This is a genomic window from Streptococcus bovismuti (assembly GCF_042436615.2).
GTDB lineage: Bacteria > Bacillota > Bacilli > Lactobacillales > Streptococcaceae > Streptococcus.
On sequence record NZ_JBHMFR020000009.1, the window covers coordinates 36,578 to 58,437 of the forward strand.

Annotated in this window: 18 protein-coding genes; 16 read left to right on the plus strand and 2 right to left on the minus strand. The window is 38.5% G+C overall.

Annotated elements, in window-relative coordinates:
- The first annotated feature begins 1 nt into the window (after position 1).
- From ftsL to ACERDH_RS08700, 4 genes are all read left to right on the plus strand, one after another.
- Entirely contained in the window at positions 2 to 319 is a 318-nt protein-coding gene (gene ftsL, locus ACERDH_RS08685; protein ID WP_000227824.1) for a cell division protein FtsL, read from the plus strand.
- A 3-nt stretch (positions 320 to 322) separates the two neighbouring features.
- Complete coding sequence (gene pbp2x / locus ACERDH_RS08690) at positions 323 to 2,575, plus strand: penicillin-binding protein PBP2X (RefSeq protein WP_386686323.1); 2,253 nt, start codon at positions 323 to 325, stop codon at positions 2,573 to 2,575.
- A 1-nt stretch (position 2,576) separates the two neighbouring features.
- Complete coding sequence (gene mraY / locus ACERDH_RS08695; protein WP_000470817.1) at positions 2,577 to 3,557, plus strand: phospho-N-acetylmuramoyl-pentapeptide-transferase; 981 nt, start codon at positions 2,577 to 2,579, stop codon at positions 3,555 to 3,557.
- Positions 3,558 to 3,896: 339 nt separating this feature from the next.
- A complete protein-coding gene (locus tag ACERDH_RS08700; protein WP_386686326.1) occupies positions 3,897 to 5,999 on the plus strand; it encodes an ATP-dependent Clp protease ATP-binding subunit in 2,103 nt (700 codons plus the stop codon).
- A gap of 60 nt (positions 6,000 to 6,059) precedes the next feature.
- Here the strand turns inward: ACERDH_RS08700 and ACERDH_RS08705 are convergent, their stop codons facing one another.
- Positions 6,060 to 6,542: an S-ribosylhomocysteine lyase gene (locus tag ACERDH_RS08705; protein WP_000032547.1), complete on the minus strand. Its 483-nt coding sequence runs from the start codon at positions 6,540 to 6,542 to the stop codon at positions 6,060 to 6,062.
- A gap of 94 nt (positions 6,543 to 6,636) precedes the next feature.
- On the minus strand, positions 6,637 to 8,121 hold the full coding sequence (locus ACERDH_RS08710) for a DUF1846 domain-containing protein (protein ID WP_386686330.1): 1,485 nt from the start codon (positions 8,119 to 8,121) through the stop codon (positions 6,637 to 6,639).
- Positions 8,122 to 8,273: 152 nt separating this feature from the next.
- Between ACERDH_RS08710 and ACERDH_RS08715 the strand changes: the two genes are divergently transcribed.
- The 12 genes from ACERDH_RS08715 to ACERDH_RS08770 all read left to right on the plus strand — a co-directional run bounded on the left by ACERDH_RS08715 (position 8,274) and on the right by ACERDH_RS08770 (position 21,846).
- On the plus strand, positions 8,274 to 9,881 hold the full coding sequence (locus tag ACERDH_RS08715) for a glycoside hydrolase family 13 protein (protein WP_386686332.1): 1,608 nt from the start codon (positions 8,274 to 8,276) through the stop codon (positions 9,879 to 9,881).
- A gap of 195 nt (positions 9,882 to 10,076) precedes the next feature.
- Positions 10,077 to 12,035 (plus strand): peptide ABC transporter substrate-binding protein, encoded by a 1,959-nt coding sequence (locus ACERDH_RS08720; protein WP_386686335.1) that lies wholly within the window; start codon positions 10,077 to 10,079, stop codon positions 12,033 to 12,035.
- 191 nt (positions 12,036 to 12,226) lie between these two features.
- The gene (gene cpsA / locus ACERDH_RS08725; RefSeq protein WP_489686324.1) at positions 12,227 to 13,672 is read left to right on the plus strand and encodes an LCP family glycopolymer transferase CpsA; all 1,446 of its coding nucleotides are present in this window, start codon (positions 12,227 to 12,229) and stop codon (positions 13,670 to 13,672) included.
- 6 nt (positions 13,673 to 13,678) lie between these two features.
- Positions 13,679 to 14,410: a capsular polysaccharide biosynthesis protein Cps4B gene (cps4B, locus tag ACERDH_RS08730; protein ID WP_049546745.1), complete on the plus strand. Its 732-nt coding sequence runs from the start codon at positions 13,679 to 13,681 to the stop codon at positions 14,408 to 14,410.
- 8 nt (positions 14,411 to 14,418) lie between these two features.
- Positions 14,419 to 15,111 (plus strand): CspC family polysaccharide chain length determinant protein, encoded by a 693-nt coding sequence (locus ACERDH_RS08735; protein WP_386686338.1) that lies wholly within the window; start codon positions 14,419 to 14,421, stop codon positions 15,109 to 15,111.
- 10 nt (positions 15,112 to 15,121) lie between these two features.
- Positions 15,122 to 15,829 carry a tyrosine-protein kinase gene (locus ACERDH_RS08740; RefSeq protein WP_386686341.1) on the plus strand — a complete coding sequence of 236 codons (708 nt, stop codon included), beginning with the start codon at positions 15,122 to 15,124 and terminating at the stop codon, positions 15,827 to 15,829.
- A gap of 19 nt (positions 15,830 to 15,848) precedes the next feature.
- Positions 15,849 to 17,198 (plus strand): sugar transferase, encoded by a 1,350-nt coding sequence (locus tag ACERDH_RS08745; protein WP_386686344.1) that lies wholly within the window; start codon positions 15,849 to 15,851, stop codon positions 17,196 to 17,198.
- Between the two features lie 4 nt (positions 17,199 to 17,202).
- Positions 17,203 to 17,988, plus strand: coding sequence for a LicD family protein (locus ACERDH_RS08750; RefSeq protein WP_386686347.1), 786 nt, complete (start codon positions 17,203 to 17,205; stop codon positions 17,986 to 17,988).
- 19 nt (positions 17,989 to 18,007) lie between these two features.
- Entirely contained in the window at positions 18,008 to 18,730 is a 723-nt protein-coding gene (locus ACERDH_RS08755) for a WecB/TagA/CpsF family glycosyltransferase (RefSeq protein ID WP_386686369.1), read from the plus strand.
- Positions 18,705 to 19,790, plus strand: coding sequence for a glycosyltransferase family 4 protein (locus ACERDH_RS08760; RefSeq protein ID WP_386686350.1), 1,086 nt, complete (start codon positions 18,705 to 18,707; stop codon positions 19,788 to 19,790). The genes ACERDH_RS08755 and ACERDH_RS08760 overlap by 26 nt, the downstream gene beginning before the upstream one ends.
- On the plus strand, positions 19,787 to 20,881 hold the full coding sequence (gene wecB / locus ACERDH_RS08765) for a non-hydrolyzing UDP-N-acetylglucosamine 2-epimerase (protein ID WP_120718983.1): 1,095 nt from the start codon (positions 19,787 to 19,789) through the stop codon (positions 20,879 to 20,881). Before ACERDH_RS08760 ends, wecB begins: the two co-directional genes overlap by 4 nt.
- On the plus strand, positions 20,881 to 21,846 hold the full coding sequence (locus ACERDH_RS08770; protein ID WP_386686353.1) for a glycosyltransferase family 2 protein: 966 nt from the start codon (positions 20,881 to 20,883) through the stop codon (positions 21,844 to 21,846). Before wecB ends, ACERDH_RS08770 begins: the two co-directional genes overlap by 1 nt.
- The last annotated feature ends 14 nt before the right edge of the window (positions 21,847 to 21,860 follow it).

Here is a 21,860-nt window from a genome sequence, read left to right on the forward strand (position 1 = left end):
AATGGTAGATAAGAAAGAAACAACCAGTCAATTCTTGCAGAATCGTATAAAAAAATTCTCACGTGTGGAGAAGGCTTTTTATCTTTCCATCGCTTTTACGGCTCTCGTTTTGGCAGTGAGCATTATCTTTATGCAGACACGACTCTTGCAAGTGCAAAGTGATTTAACAAAAATTAATGCGCAGATAGAGGAAAAGAAGACAGAGCTGGATGATGCTAAGCAGGAAGTGAATGAATTGATTCGTTCAGAGCGCTTGAAAGAAATTGCAGATAAAAAAGATTTGAAATTGAATAATGAAAATATCCGAACAGCGGAGTAAGATATGAAGTGGACAGAAAAAATAACCCGATTTGCGATAAAAAATCGTAAGTCCCCAGCAAAAAACCGTAGGATAGTTGGTAAGTACCTCAGCTTTGTAGCTGTTGCCCTTTTCGGCCTCTTTTTGGCCAATTTTGCTTATATTATCGCAAAAGGTAATATATTTGGTACTGACTTGGTTAAAGAAGCTAAAAAGGTTCACCAAACAACCCGAACGGTTCCTGCCAAACGTGGGACTATCTATGACCGAAATGGAGTACCTATTGCTGAGGATGCGACTTCTTATAACGTCTATGCCGTTATTGATAAAAAATACAAGTCAGCAACTGGAAAAATTCTTTATGTAGAAGATTCGCAGTTTAATAAGGTAGCTGAAATCTTCCATAAGTATTTGGATATGGATGAAGCTTATGTAAAAGAGCAATTGGCTCAACCAAATCTGACCCAGGTTTCCTTTGGTGCAAAAGGAAATGGGATTACCTATGCCAATATGATGGCTATTAAAAAAGAGTTAAAAGATGCTAGTGTGGAAGGGATTGACTTTACAACTAGCCCTAACAGAAGCTATCCAAATGGACAATTTGCTTCTAGTTTTATTGGTTTAGCCCAACTCCATGAAAATGAGGATGGCAGTAAGAGTTTGTTAGGAACTTCTGGTTTGGAGAGTTCTTTAAATACCATTCTTGCTGGGACAGACGGTATTATTACCTATGAAAAAGATCGAGTAGGAAATATTGTACCCGGTACAGAACAGGTATCGCAACAAACTGTAGATGGCAAGGATGTTTATACAACATTGTCTAGCCCGCTCCAATCTTTCATGGAAACTCAGATGGATGCCTTTCTAGAAAAAGTAAAAGGTAAGTATATGACCGCGACCTTGGTCAGTGCAAAGACCGGTGAAATCCTTGCTACCACTCAACGACCTACCTTTAATGCAGATACTAAAGAAGGAATCACTGAGGACTTTGTTTGGCGTGATATTCTTTATCAAAGTAACTACGAACCAGGATCAACCATGAAGGTCATGACGCTAGCAGCATCTATTGATAACAATACCTTCCCAGGTGGAGAATACTTCAATAGCAGTGAATTAAAAATAGCGGATGCGACGATTCGAGATTGGGACGTTAATGAAGGTTTAACCGGCGGTGGTATGATGACATTTTCTCAAGGGTTTGCTCACTCAAGTAATATTGGGATGACACTGCTTGAGCAGAAAATGGGTGATGCTACTTGGTTAGATTATCTAAACCGCTTTAAATTTGGGGTGCCGACGCGTTTTGGTCTGACTGATGAGTATACAGGTCAATTGCCTGCAGATAATATTGTCAATATTGCCATGAGTGCATTTGGTCAGGGGATTTCTGTAACGCAGACCCAGATGCTACGTGCTTTTACAGCCATTGCCAATGATGGCGTCATGCTGGAGCCTAAATTTATTACGGCCTTGTATGATCCAAATGATCAAACTGTTCGTAAATCTCAAAAAGAAATTGTTGGAAATCCAGTTTCGAAAGATGCGGCTAGTCAAACTCGGGCTCACATGGTCTTGGTAGGAACGGATCCTATATATGGAACTATGTATAATCATAGTACAGGAAAAGCAACTGTCAATGTTCCAGGTCAAAATGTAGCCCTCAAGTCTGGTACGGCTCAAATCGCAGACGAGAAAAATGGAGGCTACTTGGTTGGTTCTACCAACTACATTTTCTCAGTTGTGGCTATGAACCCTGCTGAAAATCCTGATTTTATCTTGTATGTAACGGTTCAACAACCTGAACATTATTCAGGTATCCAGTTGGGAGAATTTGCCAACCCAATCTTGGAGCGGGCTTCAGCTATGAAAGAATCTCTCAATCTTCAATCTCCAGCCAAGAATTTAGATAAAGTTACGACAGAATCTTCTTATGCAATGCCTAGCATCAAGGATATTTCACCTGGTGAGTTGGCGGAAGCCTTACGCCGAAATATTGTGCAACCAATCGTTGTTGGTACTGGAACAAAGATTAAAGAATCATCTGTAGAAGAAGGGACCAATCTTGCACCAAACCAACAAGTTATCCTTTTATCGGATAAGGTAGAAGAAATTCCAGACATGTATGGCTGGAAAAAAGAGACTGCTGAGGGCTTTGCTAAATGGTTGGATATCGAGCTGGAATTTGAAGGTTCAGGTTCCGTCGTTCAGAAGCAGGATGTTCGGACTAATACAGCTATCAAAAACATTAAAAAAATTAAATTAACTTTAGGAGACTAATATGTTTATTTCTATCAGTGCTGGAATTGTGACATTTTTACTAACTTTAGTAGGAATTCCGGCCTTTATCCAATTTTATAGAAAGGCGCAAATTACAGGCCAGCAGATGCATGAGGATGTCAAACAGCACCAGGCAAAAGCTGGGACTCCTACAATGGGAGGTTTGGTTTTCTTAATTGCTTCTGTTTTAGTTGCTTTCTTTTTCGCCCTATTTAGTAATCAACTCAGCAATAATGTTGGTATGATTTTATTTATCTTGGTTCTCTATGGTTTAATCGGATTTTTAGATGACTTCCTCAAGGTCTTCCGTAAAATCAATGAGGGCCTTAATCCCAAACAGAAATTGGCTCTTCAGCTTCTAGGTGGTGTCATTTTCTACCTTTTCTATGAGCGTGGTGGCGATATGCTTTCTGTCTTTGGCTACCAAGTGCATCTAGGGATTTTCTATATTGTCTTCGCTCTTTTCTGGCTAGTCGGTTTTTCAAACGCAGTAAACTTGACAGACGGTATTGACGGTTTAGCTAGCATTTCCGTTGTGATTAGTTTGTCTGCCTATGGAGTTATTGCCTATGTGCAAGGTCAGATGGATATCCTTCTAGTGATTCTTGCCATGATTGGTGGTTTGCTTGGTTTCTTTGTCTTTAACCATAAGCCTGCTAAGGTCTTTATGGGAGATGTGGGAAGTTTGGCTCTCGGTGGAATGCTGGCAGCTATTTCAATGGCTCTCCACCAAGAATGGACTCTCTTGATTATCGGAATTATTTATGTCTTTGAAACAACTTCGGTCATGATGCAAGTCGGCTATTTCAAAATGACTGGTGGAAAACGTATTTTCCGTATGACGCCTGTGCATCACCATTTTGAACTTGGAGGATTGTCTGGTAAAGGAAATCCTTGGAGCGAGTGGAAGGTTGACTTCTTCTTTTGGGGAGTGGGGCTTCTAGCAAGTCTCCTGACCCTAGCAATTTTGTATTTGATGTAAGAATGGCACCCTGATGTTTCAGGGTGTTTTTGCTTTTTAAAAAATATTGGTCAATTAAAGTCAAATTCCTTGACCTTTTTTGACTAATGTAGTATATTATGAACGTAAGGTAAATGAAAGCCTTACTAGAACACTTATTTAAAGTAAAATAGAAAGAGGTGGGGTCTATGTTTAATCTAGAAATCTTTAGAAGTAAAGATAGTCTACTCCTGCTTGAAAAAGAAAAACCAGAAATAGTACGTAGAGTAGCAATCTAGCTAGTCTAAATTTTTTAAGATAAAGGTCAAAGATAGTCAATATCAGTAATCATAACTAAGTAAATAAAAAGAGGTAAAGAATATGAACAACAACTTTAATAATTTTAACAACATGGATGATTTATTTAACCAATTGATGGGTGGTATGCGTGGATATAGTTCAGAAAACCGTCGTTACTTGATTAACGGCCGTGAAGTAACGCCTGAAGAATTCGCTATTTACCGTCAAACTGGTCAACTTCCAAGCGAAGGAAGTGAACAAGCTCAGTACGTTCAAGGTAAAGGTATGAAACAAGATGGGATTCTTGCAAAACTTGGACGTAACTTAACTGCAGAAGCACGTGAAGGTAAGTTAGATCCGGTTATTGGACGTAATAAAGAAATCCAAGAAACTTCTGAAATTCTTTCTCGTCGCACAAAGAATAATCCAGTTCTCGTCGGTGATGCTGGTGTTGGTAAAACTGCAGTAGTAGAAGGATTGGCCCAAGCTATCGTGAACGGTGACGTTCCTGCAGCAATCAAGAACAAAGAGATCATTTCTATTGATATTTCTGGACTTGAAGCTGGTACCCAATACCGTGGTAGCTTTGAAGAAAACATTCAAAACTTGGTAAACGAAGTCAAAGAAGCTGGAAATATTATCCTTTTCTTCGACGAAATTCACCAAATTCTTGGTGCAGGTAGCACAGGTGATGGTCAAGGGTCTAAAGGTCTTGCTGATATCTTGAAACCAGCTCTTTCACGTGGAGAATTGACAGTGATTGGCGCAACTACTCAAGATGAATACCGTAATACTATCTTGAAAAATGCAGCCCTTGCTCGTCGTTTCAACGAAGTGAAGGTTAATGCTCCATCTGCTGAAGATACTTTCAAGATTCTTCAAGGTATTCGAGATCTTTATCAACAACACCACAATGTTATTTTGCCAGATGAAGTCTTAAAAGCTGCCGTTGATTACTCTGTTCAATATATTCCACAACGTAGCTTGCCAGATAAGGCTATCGACCTTGTCGATGTTACGGCGGCTCACTTGGCAGCTCAGCATCCAGTAACAGATGTTCATGCTGTTGAACGTGAAATTGAGTCAGAAAAAGACAAGCAAGAAAAAGCAGTTGAGGCAGAAGATTTTGAAGCAGCTCTAAACTATAAAACACGCATTGCAGAATTGGAAAAGAAAATCGAAAACCATACAGAAGATATGAAAGTGACTGCAAGTGTCAACGATGTGGCTGAATCTGTAGAACGGATGACGGGTATTCCAGTATCTCAAATGGGGGCTACGGACATCGAACGTTTGAAAGATATGGGTCATCGTTTGCAGACGAAAGTTATTGGTCAAGATAAGGCCGTTGAAGCAGTAGCAAAAGCTATCCGTCGTAACCGTGCTGGTTTTGATGAAGGTAACCGTCCGATCGGTAGCTTCCTCTTTGTAGGTCCTACTGGTGTTGGTAAGACTGAGTTGGCTAAACAATTGGCGCTAGATATGTTTGGAACCAAGGATGCGATCATCCGTTTGGACATGTCAGAATACAGCGACCGCACAGCCGTATCTAAATTGATTGGTACAACTGCAGGTTATGTTGGTTACGATGACAACAACAATACCTTGACAGAACGCGTCCGTCGCAATCCATACTCAATCGTACTTTTGGATGAGATTGAAAAGGCTGACCCTCAAGTCATCACCCTTCTCCTCCAAGTTTTGGACGATGGTCGTTTGACAGATGGTCAAGGTAACACTGTCAACTTCAAGAATACGGTGATTATCGCAACTTCAAACGCAGGCTTTGGTTACGAAGCTAACTTGACAGAAGATGCTGATAAACCAGAATTGATGGATCGTTTGAAACCTTACTTCCGTCCAGAATTCCTTAACCGTTTCAATGCTGTCATCGAATTCTCACACTTGAGCAAAGAAGATCTTTCTAAGATTGTAGACCTTATGTTGGTTGAAGTTAACAAGACGCTTTCTAAGAAAGACATTGACCTGGCAGTGAGCGAAGCTGCTAAAGAATACATGACTGAGGAAGGCTACGATGAAGTCATGGGTGTTCGTCCACTCCGTCGTGTGGTTGAACAACAAATCCGTGACAAAGTCACAGACTTCCACTTGGATAACCTTGATGCTAAACACCTAGAAGCTGACATGGAAGATGGTGTTTTGGTCATTCGTGAAAAAGCCTAAGACAGAATTTTGAGCATAAAAAAGAAGGAGCTAGCTGAAAAGCCGGTTCCTTTTTTGTGTTTAGATGACATGACGCTCAAAGGCATCATCTGAAATTCCTTGTTCCAAGATGAGTTTTGCCCATTCTTTAGCAGAAAAGAGGCTATGGTCCTTGTAGTTACCACAAGATTCGATGGTTGTTCCAGGAACATCTTCCCAAGTAGTAGTCTCAGCGATTTCCTTGAGTGAATCCTTGATAACGGCCGCGATTTCGGCACTAGTGTGACGTCCCCACATAATCATGTGGAAACCTGTACGGCAACCAAATGGTGAACAGTCAATCATGCCGTCAATGCGGGTGCGGATGAGTTTTGCCAAGAGGTGCTCAATAGTGTGAAGCCCAGCGGTAGGGATAGAGTCTTCATTTGGTTGCACCAAGCGAATGTCATAATTGGAGATGATGTCTCCTTTTGGTCCTGTTTCTTCCCCAATCAAGCGAACATAGGGTGCTTTAACAATAGTGTGGTCAAGTTCAAAACTTTCAACAATAACTTCTTTTGACATGGTAAATCCTTTCAGTTTTCTAATTTCATTATAACATAAAGCCGGCTCCTGAGACAGAGAGAAAACCTCTCCGAGAGTGGAGAGGTTGAAATCTTTATTTACGATACAAGCGGTCGTATTGGTAGTAAGGGTCAAAAGATACGTTGATACCTAGTTTGCGAAGGACATTCTTGTCTTCATCTGTCAAGATGATAGTTGAGTGAGCTTCACTTCCTTTGAGGTTGCCAAGTTCTTCCATAGCGCGGGCAGCGTCAGGATTTTCCGTAGCTGTGATAGCTAGTGCAATCAGAATTTCATTTGAATGAAGGCGTGGATTGCGGCTACCGAGATGATCGATTTTAAGACCTTGGATTGGCTTAACAACTTCAGGTTCGATTAGTTTTACTTCTTTAGCAATGTCAGCTGATTTCTTGATGGCGTTGATAAGAGCAGCGGCTGTAGGGCCAAAGAGTTCTGAGTTTTTACCAGTCACTATTTCCCCATTTGGTAATCCAAGGGCTAGGGCTGGTCCGCCAGTTTCTTCTGCTTTTTGACGGGCAACGACAGCAACCTTACGGTCTGCAGGTGTGATACCGAGGTCGTTCATAAGCAACTCAATTTTCTTGACAGCTGTTTCACCAACTTTTTCTGCTTTGAAATCAAGAACAGTCTGATAGTAACGGCGGATGATTTCTTGTTTAGAGGCTTCAATAGCAGCCTCATTATCTGTAATAGCGAAACCAACCATGTTGACACCCATATCAGTCGGAGAAGCGTATGGAGACTCTCCTAGAATGCGTTCCAACATGCGCTTGAGCACTGGGAAAATCTCGATATCACGATTGTAGTTGACAGTGGTTTCTCCGTAAGTTTGGAGGTGGAAGGGGTCAATCATGTTGACATCATCAAGGTCAGCTGTGGCAGCCTCGTAGGCCAAGTTGACAGGATGATGAAGGGGGAGATTCCAAACCGGGAAGGTTTCGAATTTAGCATAACCAGACTTGATACCATTGATTTGGTCGTGGTACATATTGGACATACAAGTTGCCAATTTTCCAGAACCAGGTCCAGGAGCAGTTACGACAATCAAGTTGCGACTGGTTTTGATGTAATCATTTTTCCCCATACCTTCAGGTGAAATGATGTGATCCATATCTGTCGGATATCCTTTGATTGGATAATGAAGATAAGAATCAATTCCATTTTTCTCAAGTTGATTGCGAAAGGTATCTGCAGCAGGTTGGCCAGCGTATTGTGTGATGACAACGGAGCCAACAAAAATCCCCAATTCATTGAATTTGTCAATCAAACGAAGTACTTCTTGGTCATAAGAAATGCCCAAGTCGCCACGTGCCTTGGAATGTTCGATGTTACTCGCATTAATGGCGATTACAACTTCAACTTGCTCTTTCAACTCTTGCAAGAGCTTGATTTTATTGTCAGGCTCATAACCAGGAAGCACGCGAGCAGCGTGGAAATCTTCTAGCATTTTGCCACCAAACTCCAAGTAGAGCTTGCCGTCAAATTGGTTAATGCGCTCCAAAATGTGGTCGCGTTGTAGATTCAAATAGTTTTCAGAACTAAAAGCTTGTTTTTTCATTTTTTTACCTCTGACCTCTATTATAATAAAAAATTGGAAGTTAGGAAACTATGGAGTTAAAAAAGAAATCAAAAAGATTAAGCAAACGCTTGCACAAAATTTTAAAAAGCGCTATCATAGACTGTAGATTATTAAAATAATGAGGTAAGAAAATGCAAGAAAAATGGTGGCACAATGCCGTAGTCTATCAAGTCTATCCAAAGAGTTTTATGGATAGTAATGGAGATGGAATTGGCGATTTGCCAGGAATTACCAGTAAGTTAGACTATCTAGCCAAGTTAGGGATTACAGCGATTTGGCTTTCTCCAGTTTATGACAGTCCTATGGATGATAATGGATATGATATTGCTGATTATCAAGCGATTGCAGCTATTTTTGGGACCATGGAGGATATGGACCAACTGATCGCAGAAGCTAAGAAACGTGATATTCGTATCATCATGGACTTAGTGGTCAATCATACCTCAGATGAGCATGCTTGGTTTGTCGAGGCCTGTGAAAATCCTGATAGCCCTGAGCGAGATTACTATATTTGGCGGGATGAGCCTAACGACCTAGATTCTATCTTTAGTGGGTCTGCTTGGGAATACGATGAAAAATCAGGTCAATACTATCTCCACTTTTTCAGCAAGAAACAGCCTGATCTCAACTGGGAAAATGAAAAACTTCGTCAGAAAATTTATGAGATGATGAACTTCTGGATTGATAAAGGCATTGGCGGTTTCCGTATGGATGTTATTGATATGATTGGGAAAATTCCTGACGAGAAAGTAGTCAATAATGGTCCTATGCTCCACCCTTATCTCAAGGAGATGAATCAGGCCACTTTTGGCGATAAGAATCTCTTGACAGTAGGGGAGACTTGGGGAGCAACGCCAGAGATTGCCAAGCTCTACTCTGATCCAAAGGGGCAAGAATTGTCTATGGTCTTCCATTTTGAACATATCGGTCTTCAGTATCAGGAAGGCCAACCTAAGTGGCACTATCAAAAAGAGCTGAATATCGCTAAGTTAAAAGAGATTTTCAATAAATGGCAGACAGAGTTAGGAGTTGAGGACGGCTGGAATTCGCTTTTCTGGAATAATCATGACCTCCCTCGTATCGTCTCAATCTGGGGAAATGACCAAGAATACCGCGAAAAATCTGCCAAAGCCTTTGCAATCTTGCTTCATCTCATGAGAGGAACTCCTTATATCTACCAAGGTGAGGAAATTGGGATGACCAACTATCCGTTTGAAACACTGGATCAAGTAGAAGATATTGAATCCCTCAACTATGCGCGTGAGGCTCTTGAAAAAGGCGTTCCGATGGAAGAAATCATGGACAGTATCCGTGTTATTGGACGTGACAATGCCCGTACCCCAATGCAATGGGATGAGAGCAAAAACGCTGGTTTCTCAACAGGTCAACCTTGGTTGGCAGTGAATCCAAACTACCAAACTATCAACGTTCAAGAAGCGCTGGCAAATCCAGATTCTATTTTCTATACTTATCAGAAACTGGTTCAAATCCGTAAGGAGAATAGCTGGCTGATTCGAGCTGACTTTGAATTGCTTGATACGGCTGACAAAGTCTTTGCCTATATCCGTAAGGATGGTGACCGTCGATTCTTAGTTGTGGCTAACTTGTCCAATGAAAAACAAGACTTGACCGTAGAAGGAAAAGTCAAATCTGTCTTGATTGAAAACACCACGGCTCAGGAAACCTTTGAAAAACAAATCTTAGCTCCATGGGATGCTTTCTGTGTGGAATTACTATAAATATTTTTTACAGAAAAATTTAAAATTGAAATCGTATAAAAACAAGGGAGGACTGTATGAAAGGCAGAAATCCTTTGTTTTTTTATAACCAAGGTTTATAAACTTTCATTCTCAAAATTCAATTAACTTTACAAATTTCCACTATTTTGGTAAAATAAACCTATGTTATAAAAACTAACATAAAGGAGAAAGAAGATGACTACAAAAAAGCGTATCCTTAGTGCAGGCCTGACTTTTGCGGCTGCTTTGCTTTTAGCTGCCTGTGGACAATCAGGTTCAGATACAAAAACTTACTCATCAACCTTTAGTGGAAACCCAACTACATTTAACTATTTACTAGACTACTACGCTGATAATACAGCTATCATTACTAACTTAGTTGATGGTTTGCTTGAAAATGACAATCATGGAAATCTAATTCCATCTTTGGCAGAAGACTGGTCTGTTTCAAGCGACGGTCTAACTTATACCTACAAATTGAGAAAAGATGCCAAATGGTTCACAGCTGATGGTGAAGAGTACGCCCCAGTCAAGGCACAGGATTTTGTGACAGGTATCAAGTATGCAGTGGATAATAAATCACAGGCGCTTGACTTGATTCAAAACTCGATCAAGGGCTTGAATGATTATATTACAGGAGCGGATTCTGACTTTTCTAAGGTTGGGGTGAAGGCAATCGACGACCAGACTGTTGAGTATACTTTGGCACGCCCAGAACCGTACTGGAATTCAAAAACAACGAACAGTATTCTTTTCCCAGTAAATGAAGAGTTTCTAAATTCAAAAGGGAAAGATTTTGGGACTCTATCTCCAAATAGCATTCTATACAGTGGACCTTATTTGTTAAAAGATTTCACATCAAAATCATCTATCGAGTATGTGAAGAATCCGCATTACTATGATCATGACAAAGTATCGATTGAACACGTGAAATTGGCTTATTTTGATGGCTCAGACCAAGAGTTGACTATCCGTAATTTTGAAAGTGGAGCCTATTCTATCGCTGGGGTTTATCCAAATAGTTCTAACTTTACTAAGACTAAGGAAAAATTTAAGGATAATATTGTCTATAGCTTGCAGGACAAGACTTCGTGGTATTTCAATTTCAATGTCAACCGTAAGGCTTACAATCACACTGCTAAAACGACAGATGAGCAGAAGAAGTCAACTGAAACAGCTGTCTTGAACAAAAATTTCCGTCAAGCAGTGAACTTTGCCTTGGACCGTACAGCCTATTCTGCTCAGTCAAATGGGGAAGAAGCAGCTAGCAAGACCCTTCGTAACACCCTAGTGCCTCCTACATTTGTCCAAGTTGGAGACAAGACCTTTGGAGAAGTAGTCGCTTCTAAATTGGTTAACTATGGCACAGAATGGTCAGGTATTAACTTGGCAGATGCTCAAGATGCCTATTTCAACAAAGAAAAAGCCCAAGCAAAATTTGCGGAAGCTAAAAAAGAATTGGCAAGTCAAGGTGTGACCTTCCCAATTCACTTGGATGTGGCAGTTGATCAGACGAGTAAAAATGCCGTGACAGGCATGAACTCAGTTAAGCAGACCCTTGAATCAATTTTGGGTGCTGATAACATTGTCATTGATGTTCAGCAACTTTCGACAGATGATTTTAACAACGTAGCCTTCTTGGCACCGACACCAGCTGATCGTGACTATGATTTGAACTTTGATGGTTGGGTAGGTGACTACCAAGATCCATCAACTTATCTCAATCCTTTCAATGCAGAGGATGGATTCTACCTCAAAATCTTTGGTCTAGATGCTCAGGAAGATAAAGCTAAGATTGCTAGCTTGGGTCTTGATACCTATACCAAGATGCTTAAAGATGCAGATAGTGAAAATAAAGATGTAGCCAAACGCTATGAAAAATATGCTGAAGCACAGGCTTGGATGATTGACAATTCTCTGATTATGTCAGCTATGTCAAGTGGTGGAACAGCATCTGTAACCAAAGTAACGCCATTTACAAGAGGTTATTCACTAGTCGGCATCAAGGGTGACGGCAATAACTACAAGTACATGAAGCTGCAAAAAGATACTGTAACAACCAAACAGTATGAAGAAGCTAAGACCAAATGGGAGCAAGAAAGCAAAAAAGCAATTGAAAAAGCCCAAAAAGAAGCAGAAAATCATGTTAAATAATGATGAGCGAGGTTCCGTAAGGAACCTCGTTTTTATATTTATATAGTAAATTTATTGATGTAATTGTTTGCAAGTGAAAAAGAATGTTTCGGAAAGAAGATGAAAACGCCTTACCTAAGTGGATTTACCCCACAAGTGTATTTTTTTATGATATAATGAAATGAAATAAAAATTGATAATAGAGGTATATCGTGAGTAGATCTTCGAAGCGAGTTCGTCAGGGTAAAACAAAGATTATGATTAGTTGGGGGTTGCTAGCTATCTATGCAGTACTAGCAGTCTTTTTGTTGTTTTTGATTTTCAAGTACAATATGCTAGCCTTCCGATATCTCAATATAGTGGTTACCGTCTTAATTGTGGCCTTAGCCATCTTGTGTTTCTTTTTAATTCGATCCAAGAAAGTTCAAAATCTAACGCTGATTTTATTACTACTTGGTGTGTTAATTAATGGTACTTCTCTCTTTGCTGTAGGGCAGTTCATTGGATTTACAAGTCGCCTGAATGCGACATCTAACTACTCAAATTATTCGATGAGTATTGCGGTGTTGGCAGATAGTTCAATTGATAATATCAGTCAGGTAGCCAGTGTAACGGGGCCGACTGGGACAGATAAGGATAATATCCAACAGTTGTTGAATGATCTGAAAGCTACTCAAAATAAAGAACTGACAGTCGAAGAAAGCAGCTCCTATCTTGCGGCATATAAGAGCCTGTTAGCTGGCGATACAAAGGCAATCATTCTAAACAGTGTCTTTGAAAATATTATCGAATCGGAATATCCTGACTATGCTTCAAAAATTAAGAAAATCTATACCAAAGGATTAACCAAAACGGTTGAAACTCCAAAAGATGTCAAAGGTGACAGTTTCAACGTTTATATCAGCGGAATTGATACTTATGGTCCAATCAGTTCGGTTTCTCGTTCGGATGTCAATATCATTATGACAGTGAATCGTGAAACGAAAAAGATTCTCTTAACAACAACCCCTCGTGATTCCTATGTTCCAATTGCAGATGGTGGTAACAACCAAAAAGATAAGTTGACCCATGCGGGTATTTATGGGGTAGATGCTTCCATTCATACACTGGAAAATCTCTACGGTATTGATTTAAATTACTACGCTCGTTTGAATTTCACCTCTTTCTTGAAATTGATTGATCTCCTTGGTGGAGTTGATGTCTATAATGATCAGGAATTTACATCTCGTCACGGGAAGTTTCATTTCCCAGTAGGGAATGTTCATCTTGATTCGGAGCAGGCTCTTGGCTTTGTGCGTGAGCGCTATTCTCTGGCAGATGGAGACCGGGATCGTGGTCGCAATCAGCAAAAGGTCATTGTGGCTATTCTGCAAAAGTTAACCTCGACAGAAGCTTTGAGAAATTATGACAGTATTATTAAGGGGTTGCAAGATTCGATTCAAACCAATATGCCACTTGAAACCATGATGAACTTAATCAATGCTCAACTTGAGAGTGGTGGAACTTATAAGATTAATTCACAAGATCTTAAAGGAACAGGGCGTATGGATTTGCCATCTTATGCCATGCCTGATAGTAACCTCTACATGATGGAGATAAGTGATAGCAGTTTAGAGTCAGTCAAGGCTGCAATCAATGATGTGATGGAAGGAAAATAAGACAAAATGATTGATATTCATTCGCATATTGTATTTGGTGTGGATGATGGTCCAAAATCTAAGCAAGAAAGCAAGGCGCTTCTGACAGAAGCCTATAGGCAAGGGGTAAGGACTATTGTATCGACATCGCATAGACGAAAAGGAATGTTTGAAACTCCTGAGGAGACAATAGAGGCAAACTTCCAAGAAGTTAAGGAGCTAGCCAAGGAGGTGGCTCCAGACTTGACCATTCTCTATGGAGCAGAAATTTATTATACTAGTGATGTGCTTGAGAAATTGGAGAAACAGGTCATTCCAAGTCTTAATGGGACACGCTATGCTCTCATTGAGTTTAGTATGGCTACCCCTTATCGGGAAATCCATACTGCTTTGAGCAATGTTCTCATGCTTGGGATAACGCCTGTAGTTGCCCACATTGAACGTTACCATGAATTAGAGAATAACGAAAAACGGGTGAAAGAGTTGATTGATATGGGTTGCTACACTCAAATCAATAGTTCCAGCATTTTAAAACCAAAGTTATTTGGGGATAAATATAAATTTATGAAGAAACGAGCTCGCTATTTTCTAGAGCGAGACTTGGTACATTTTGTTGCTAGTGATATGCACAATTTGGACCAAAGACCGCCTTACATGAAAGAAGCTTATGAGATCGTTTCAAAACAATACGGTGAAAGAAAAGCGAGAGAATTATTTATCGAAAATCCTCGCTTCATCTTAGCGGATCAAATTATTTAGGAGTTGACATGAAAGAAAATAAAGAAATCGCAATTGACATTGTCCAATTATTTAAAATCCTTTGGAAGAAGAAAATCGCTATTATCCTAACTGCGATTGTAGCAGCTGTCATAGCTTTTGGTGTAAGCAGTTTTGTTCTGACGCCTGAGTACTCTAGTACAACACGTATTTATGTGGTTAATCGAAATCAATCAGAAAAAGCAGGTTTGACCAACCAGGATTTGCAGGCTGGTACTTACCTGGTAAAAGACTATAAGGAAATTATCCTTTCGCAAGATGTATTGGAGAAAGTCATTTCAAATCTTAAATTAGAGAAAACAGTTAAGGCGTTAAGCAAGAAGATTCAGGTAACAGTTCCTGTGGACACTCGTATCGTGTCAATTACTGTAAAAGATGCCCAACCAGAAGAAGCTAGCCGTATCGCCAATGCTCTTCGTGAAGTGGCTGCGGAAAAAATCATTTCTGTAACTCGTGTCTCTGATGTGACAACACTAGAGGAAGCGAGACCGGCACTAACACCATCCTCACCTAATATTCGTCGAAACACTGCGCTTGCTTTCTTAGTAGGTGGAGCAGTGATGGTTATTTCAGTCTTATTGCTTGAATTATTGGACGATCGTGTCAAACGACCAGAAGATGTCGAAGAAGTCATGCAGGTTGCACTTTTAGGAATTGTTCCAGATTTGGATAAGTTAAAGTAAGGGAGAAAATATGCCAACATTAGAAATCGCACAAAAGCGTTTGGATTTTGCTAAAAAAGCTGAAGAACACTATAATGCTTTGCGTACCAATATTCAATTGAGTGGTGATAATTTGAAAGTTCTTGCCATCTCATCTGTCAAACCTGGTGAAGGGAAATCTACAACGTCGACTAATATCGCCTGGGCTTTCGCGCGTGCAGGATATAAAACATTACTAGTAGATGCGGATATTCGTAACTCAGTTATGTCTGGTGTCTTCAAGTCAAGGGAAAAAATTACAGGATTAACTGACTTCTTATCAGGAACTACTGATCTTTCAAATGGCCTCTGTGATACCAATGTTGAAAACCTATTTGTTATTCAGGCAGGGCCGGTATCACCTAATCCAACAGCCCTCCTGCAGAGTGAAAATTTCCATACTATGATTGATACCCTGCGTAAGTATTTTGACTATGTCATTGTGGATACCGCACCGATTGGGATGGTTATTGACGCTGCTATCATTACACAAAAATGTGACGCTTCTATCTTAGTTACGGCAGCTGGAGAGACAAAACGACGTGATGTCTTAAAGGCGAAGGAACAGTTAGAACAAACAGGAACTCCATTTTTAGGTGTAGTTCTAAACAAATTTAACACGGAAGTTGAAAAATACGGAGCTTATGGCGGTTATGGTGCCTATGGTGCCTATGGAAATTATGGGAAAAGAAGTAGGTAGAGTTACCTAGGAGGTAGTTTTGGGAGAAGTATCAAATATTCGAAAATTAGAGATTCTCATAATACAACTGTTTCCAATTTATCTGTTATCGTTTGTATTAGCTAGTCATGAACTTCTGGTATCTTTGATGGTGGTTCACACTATTTCTTACTACATCAGTGCATATAGTAAAAATTTCAAATATCGGAGCCTTGCAGAGGAATGTATACAAACATTAAAATATATACTGGTTTATATTTTCTTATCCAGTATAGTTTTTCCTATTTTAGAACCAAATATACCATATTTATCATTAGCTAATCTATTATGGATAGTGGCTGTAAATTCAATTATGCTAATGGTTGTTAATATTTGGATTCGTAAGATTTGGAAATATCTATCACGTCAAAAAAAATACACTCAGTGTATCTTGCTAGTGACCACACGTGCACGAGTTGAGAGAGTCCTACAGCAACTGTCTACTTATGAGTATGGCTATGTTTCAGCTGTTTGTATTGTAGATGATGAGCATTTTGAATCTTCGAATTTTACAATCGTTACGTTGAATAACTTAGTAACCTATGCTACGAGATCAGTCGTAGATCAAGTGGTGATTAATCTCCCAAGTGAAAAATTTTTAATTGCAGATTTTGTTTCTCAATTTGAAATGATGGGTGTGCCAGTAGCTGTCAATATAGCGGCTTTAGAATTTGTAACCAATAGTGAAAAAGCGATTCAACGTTTTGGTAATTCTAGTGTGGTTAATTTTTCAACAACCTTTTATCGTTCTAGTGATGTTGCTCTTAAACGTGTTATAGATATTATTGGCTCCTTGGTTGGTCTGATTATTTGCGGTCTGGTGTCTATTTTTCTTGTTCCTCTGATAAAAAGAGATGGAGGACCTGCTATTTTTGCCCAGACTCGTATAGGAAAAAACGGTCGACATTTTACTTTTTATAAATTTAGATCAATGTGTGTTGATGCAGAAGATAAAAAGAGAGAATTGCTGGAAAAAAATACTATGCAGGGTGGAATGTTTAAGATTGAAAATGATCCACGAATTACAAAGATTGGGCATTTTATTAGAAAAACGAGTCTAGATGAATTGCCACAATTTTGGAATGTTTTAAAAGGTGATATGAGTTTAGTTGGTACTAGACCACCAACCTTAGATGAGTACATGAAATATACACCAGAACAAAAACGTCGTCTCAGTTTTAAACCTGGAATCACAGGCCTTTGGCAGATTAGTGGTAGAAGCAATATTACAAACTTCGATGATGTAGTAAAATTAGACATTACTTATTTAGATGGTTGGACAATTTGGAAAGACATTGAAATTTTACTAAAAACTATTAAAGTTGTATTTACGAAAAATGGAGCGAAGTAATTTTATGAATAAAGTGAGGGAAATTCAACTAGGAGAATTATCTTTATTGAAAAGTTTTATTGCTATTTGTAGTAAACATGATTTAAGATATTATGCTTTGGGAGGAACATTGCTAGGAGCCATTCGTCATAAAGGATTTATTCCTTGGGATGATGATATGGATTTAGGGATGCCTCGAAAAGATTATGAAAAATTTTTATCTATTTGCAAAAAAGAACTTCCAGAACATGTTATTTTGAGGCTTCATGATGACAATTTAGGTAATACCTCTATTATGGATACATCCTTACAAATTCCATTTGGAGATGAACTATGTAGTCCATTCATAGATATTTTCCCTTTGGATGGTTATCCAGATGATCGTTTCCATTATTTTCTACATACAAATAAAATCAAATTCTATCGTGCACTTTCTAAAATTTCTGTAATTGATCGTCTACATGACAGAGATCGGGGAAGTTTTGAAAATGCAATTGTGAGTATATCAAAAGTTTTGAAATTAAATAAACTTCTAAAAACGGCCACTATTAACAACAAATTACAAAATCTAATTAAACAATATGATTTTGAAACTAGTTCAATAGTTGGTAATGTATTAGGCTCCTATAGAGGACGTGAGCTTGCTAAAAAAGAAGTATTCGGTGAACCACAATTACTAGAGTTTGAGAACTTAGAAATAAGTTGCCATGCAAATCCAGATGAATATTTAACGAAAATATACGGTGATTACATGAAGTTACCCGAAGAAGTAGAACGTAAGGGTCATTTCGAATCTACATGGGGAGATTAATTTGAATAGTTTTGATTTAATGGGGGTCAGGATTGACCCCTTAACAATGGATGAAACAGTACAATCGGTTGAAAAATTTGTAATTGATCAACGTCCTCTTCATCTAATGGGCGTAAACGCTGATAAGATTAATCAATGTCAATCAGATGAAATCATTAAAAAGATAGTTAACGAGTCTGAGATTATCAATGCAGATGGTGCATCAGTCGTTCTAGCCTCCCGATTTTTGGGCTATCAAGTTCCAGAACGAGTTGCTGGAATTGATTTAATGCAAAGATTATTAAAATTAGCGGATGAAAAATCTTATTCAGTGTATTTCTTTGGTGCTAAAGAAGAAGTTTTGCAAGATATGTTACAAAAATTCAAAGAAGAGTATCCAAATCTACTAGTTGTTGGACATCGTAATGGTTATTTTTCTGAGGAAGGTGAGCAAGATATTCAGGAAGATATTCGTGAAAAGAATCCCGACTTTGTATTTGTTGGAATTACCTCACCTAAAAAAGAATACATCATCCAAAAATTTATGGATAATGGAGTGAATTCTATTTTTATGGGTGTAGGAGGTAGCTTTGACGTACTGTCTGGTCACATTCAGCGTGCTCCACTTTGGATGCAAAAATCAAACTTGGAGTGGTTGTTCCGAGTTGCTAATGAACCAAAGCGTCTCTTTAAACGATACTTTGTAGGGAATGTTACCTTTATTAAGCGAGTCTTAGATGAGAAACGAAAAAAGAAAAAATAATATTTTACATATTTCACGAACGATGGATATTGGTGGTGCTGAGAGAATCGTGTACCAGTTGAGTTCTGATTTGCAAGATGAGTTTGATAGTGTCCATGTTGCTTCTACAGGAGGCCTTTGGGAACCAGAATTAGAGACCCGAGGAATTAATCATCATAAGATTCAAGATATAGACAGCAAAAATCCTCTTACAGTGTTGAAATTGCTTCTTACTATTTATCAAATTATTAAGACAAATGAGATTACTCTGGTTCATACACATCATCGAATGGCAGCTTTTTATATTCGTTTATTAAAACTGATTAATCCCAAGCTAGTCCACGTTTACACTGCTCATAATGTCTTTAAAGATAAGTTGTCTTTATATAGATTTTCACTGAAAAATGCCTATAGTATTGCAGTTGGTCAAGCCGTTAATCAAAATTTGAAAGATGATGTGGGAGTTGCAGACAGTACTGTTATCTATAACGGCGTAATCTTGAAACAGTCAAATAGACAAGTTGATGAGATTATGAAGTTTGATGGAATTAAGCTAGGCTGTATTGCAAGATTATCTGAACAAAAAGGTTTGACTTATCTGATTGATGCGATCTCTTTGATTTCTGATGAAAACCTCCGTTTATTTATCGTTGGGGATGGAGAACTTAGAGCCGAACTAGAAAATAAGGTTAAAGAACTCAATCTAGAGGATAAGATAACTTTTTTAGGCTATAGACGGGATATAGTCGAGTGTATTAATAGTTTTGATTTCCTAGTGTCTTCGTCATTATTTGAAGGCTTAGCTCTAAATGTTATTGAAGCATTTATGAATGGAAAAACCATGGTTGCGACAGATATTCCTGGCATTAATGAAGTTGTTACAAAAGAAAATGGGGTCTTGGTTCCTGCTAAAGATGCTAGGGCCTTAGCTTCTGCTATTGAAAGTCTGGCGACTGACTCAACTCTTAGAACTAGATTAGCTCATCAAGCTAAAAAAGATTATGAAGAGAAGTTTAGTTATCCTTTATTTTTAGAGAATTATCGTAAATTTTATCAAAAACTAATGGGAGATTCGAAATGAAAAAAGTAATGTTAGTTTTTGGGACGCGTCCAGAAGCGATAAAAATGTGTCCCTTAGTGAATGAATTGAAGAAAAATGATTCAATTAAAACACTTGTGTGTGTAACGGGGCAACATAAAGAAATGTTAGAGCAAGTTTTAGATGTCTTTAAAGTTGTTCCTGATTACGATTTAGGAATCATGAAGGCAAATCAAACACTATTTACAATCACGACAAGTATTTTAGATAAAATTCAAGCCGTTTTAGAGCAGGAAAAACCAGATATTGTTCTTGTTCATGGGGATACTACAACCACTTTTGCGACAGCTTTAGCTGCATTTTACATGGGAATTAAAGTTGGACACGTAGAGGCAGGACTGAGAACTTATAATCTTCAAAGCCCATTTCCTGAAGAATTCAATCGTCAGACTACTTCAATTATTTCGGATTTCAATTTTGCTCCGACAGAAGTGGCTAAAGAGAATCTTCTAAAAGAGGGAAGAGAGAATATCTATGTTACTGGAAATACTGTCATTGACGCCTTGAAGACAACTGTTCAAGAGCATTATGACCATCCTATTTTAGAGTGGGCTAAGGATAGTAAACTAATCATGTTGACAGCCCATCGACGTGAAAATCTTGGTCAACCCATGGAAAATATGTTTAATGCAGTTAATCGTATCCTGAATGAGTTTGAAGATGTTAAAGTCGTATATCCTATCCATAAGAATCCTAAGGTTCGTGAGTTAGCAAGTAAGGTGTTTGGCGACAATGAACGTATGAAAATCATTGAACCTCTAGAAGTCATTGATTTCCATAATTTTATGAATCAAAGCTACATGATTTTAACAGATTCGGGTGGTGTACAAGAAGAAGCACCTTCTTTAGGTAAACCAGTATTGGTAATGCGTGATACAACAGAACGTCCAGAGGGGATTGCTGCAGGAACCTTGAAATTGGTAGGAACAGAAGAAGAAAATATTTATACTAATTTCAAACTGCTTTTAGAAGATGAAACAGAGTACAGCAAGATGAGTAAAGCAAGTAATCCATATGGAGATGGAAAAGCTTGTGAGCGTATTGTTGATATCATTTTGGAAGGATTATCATAATGGATCAGATTTCTATTGTTGTACCAGTGTACAATGTTGAGAACTATCTTCAATATAGTGTAGGCAGTTTAAGGAAGCAGACCTATGAGAATATCGAGATTATCCTGGTAGACGATGGTTCGACGGATAGTTCTGGAGAAATTTGTGACCAATATGCTCGAGAAGATGACAGAATAAAAGTTCTGCATATTGAAAATGGCGGACAATCTAGGGCTAGAAATATAGGAGTAAAAGAGGCTTCCTCTGATTGGATTATGTTTCTAGACTCAGATGACTATTATGATTTAAGAGCGGTTGAATACTTAGTTGATTTAAGAGACAAATATGACGTCGATTTGGTTGTGACTTCAATTATTGAAGTAAGAGATCATAAAATAAATAGTGTAGGCGAGGGTTTTTCATTAGAAAATAGTAAGAAACTAGATAAAGATGAAGCTCTTGTTCAAATGTTTTACGGGAATAGTATAGGCACGTCTCCTGGGGGAAAACTTTATAAGAAAGATATTTTATTAAAATATCCTTATCCAGAGGGAATGATATATGAAGATTTAGCGATTGCCTATGAACATATTGCAGCTGGTGAAGAGATTGCGGTAGGATTCATTCATCTATATAAATATTATCGGAGACCAGGAAGTACCGTAAATGCTGCATATAGTACAAAACTTCTAGACTTTTACAAGGCAATGGATTGCAATAGGAGTTATGTAGAACGAGACTATTCAACCAACCAAGAAATGCGTATAGCTTTAAATGTACGATATGTTTTTAATGGTCTTCACATTGTCCATGCATTACTCGGTTCCAATATGTATCAAGAGGTTAATAAGGTACGTAAAGAATACATTCAGTATTTCAAGGACGTTATTCCGAATCCAAATGTCACAAGGAAAAATAAATTGAAATATATATTGTTTCTCGTATCTGCAAAATTGTATAATACTATTCGAAATAAAATTGGATAGTCTAGATAAACTTA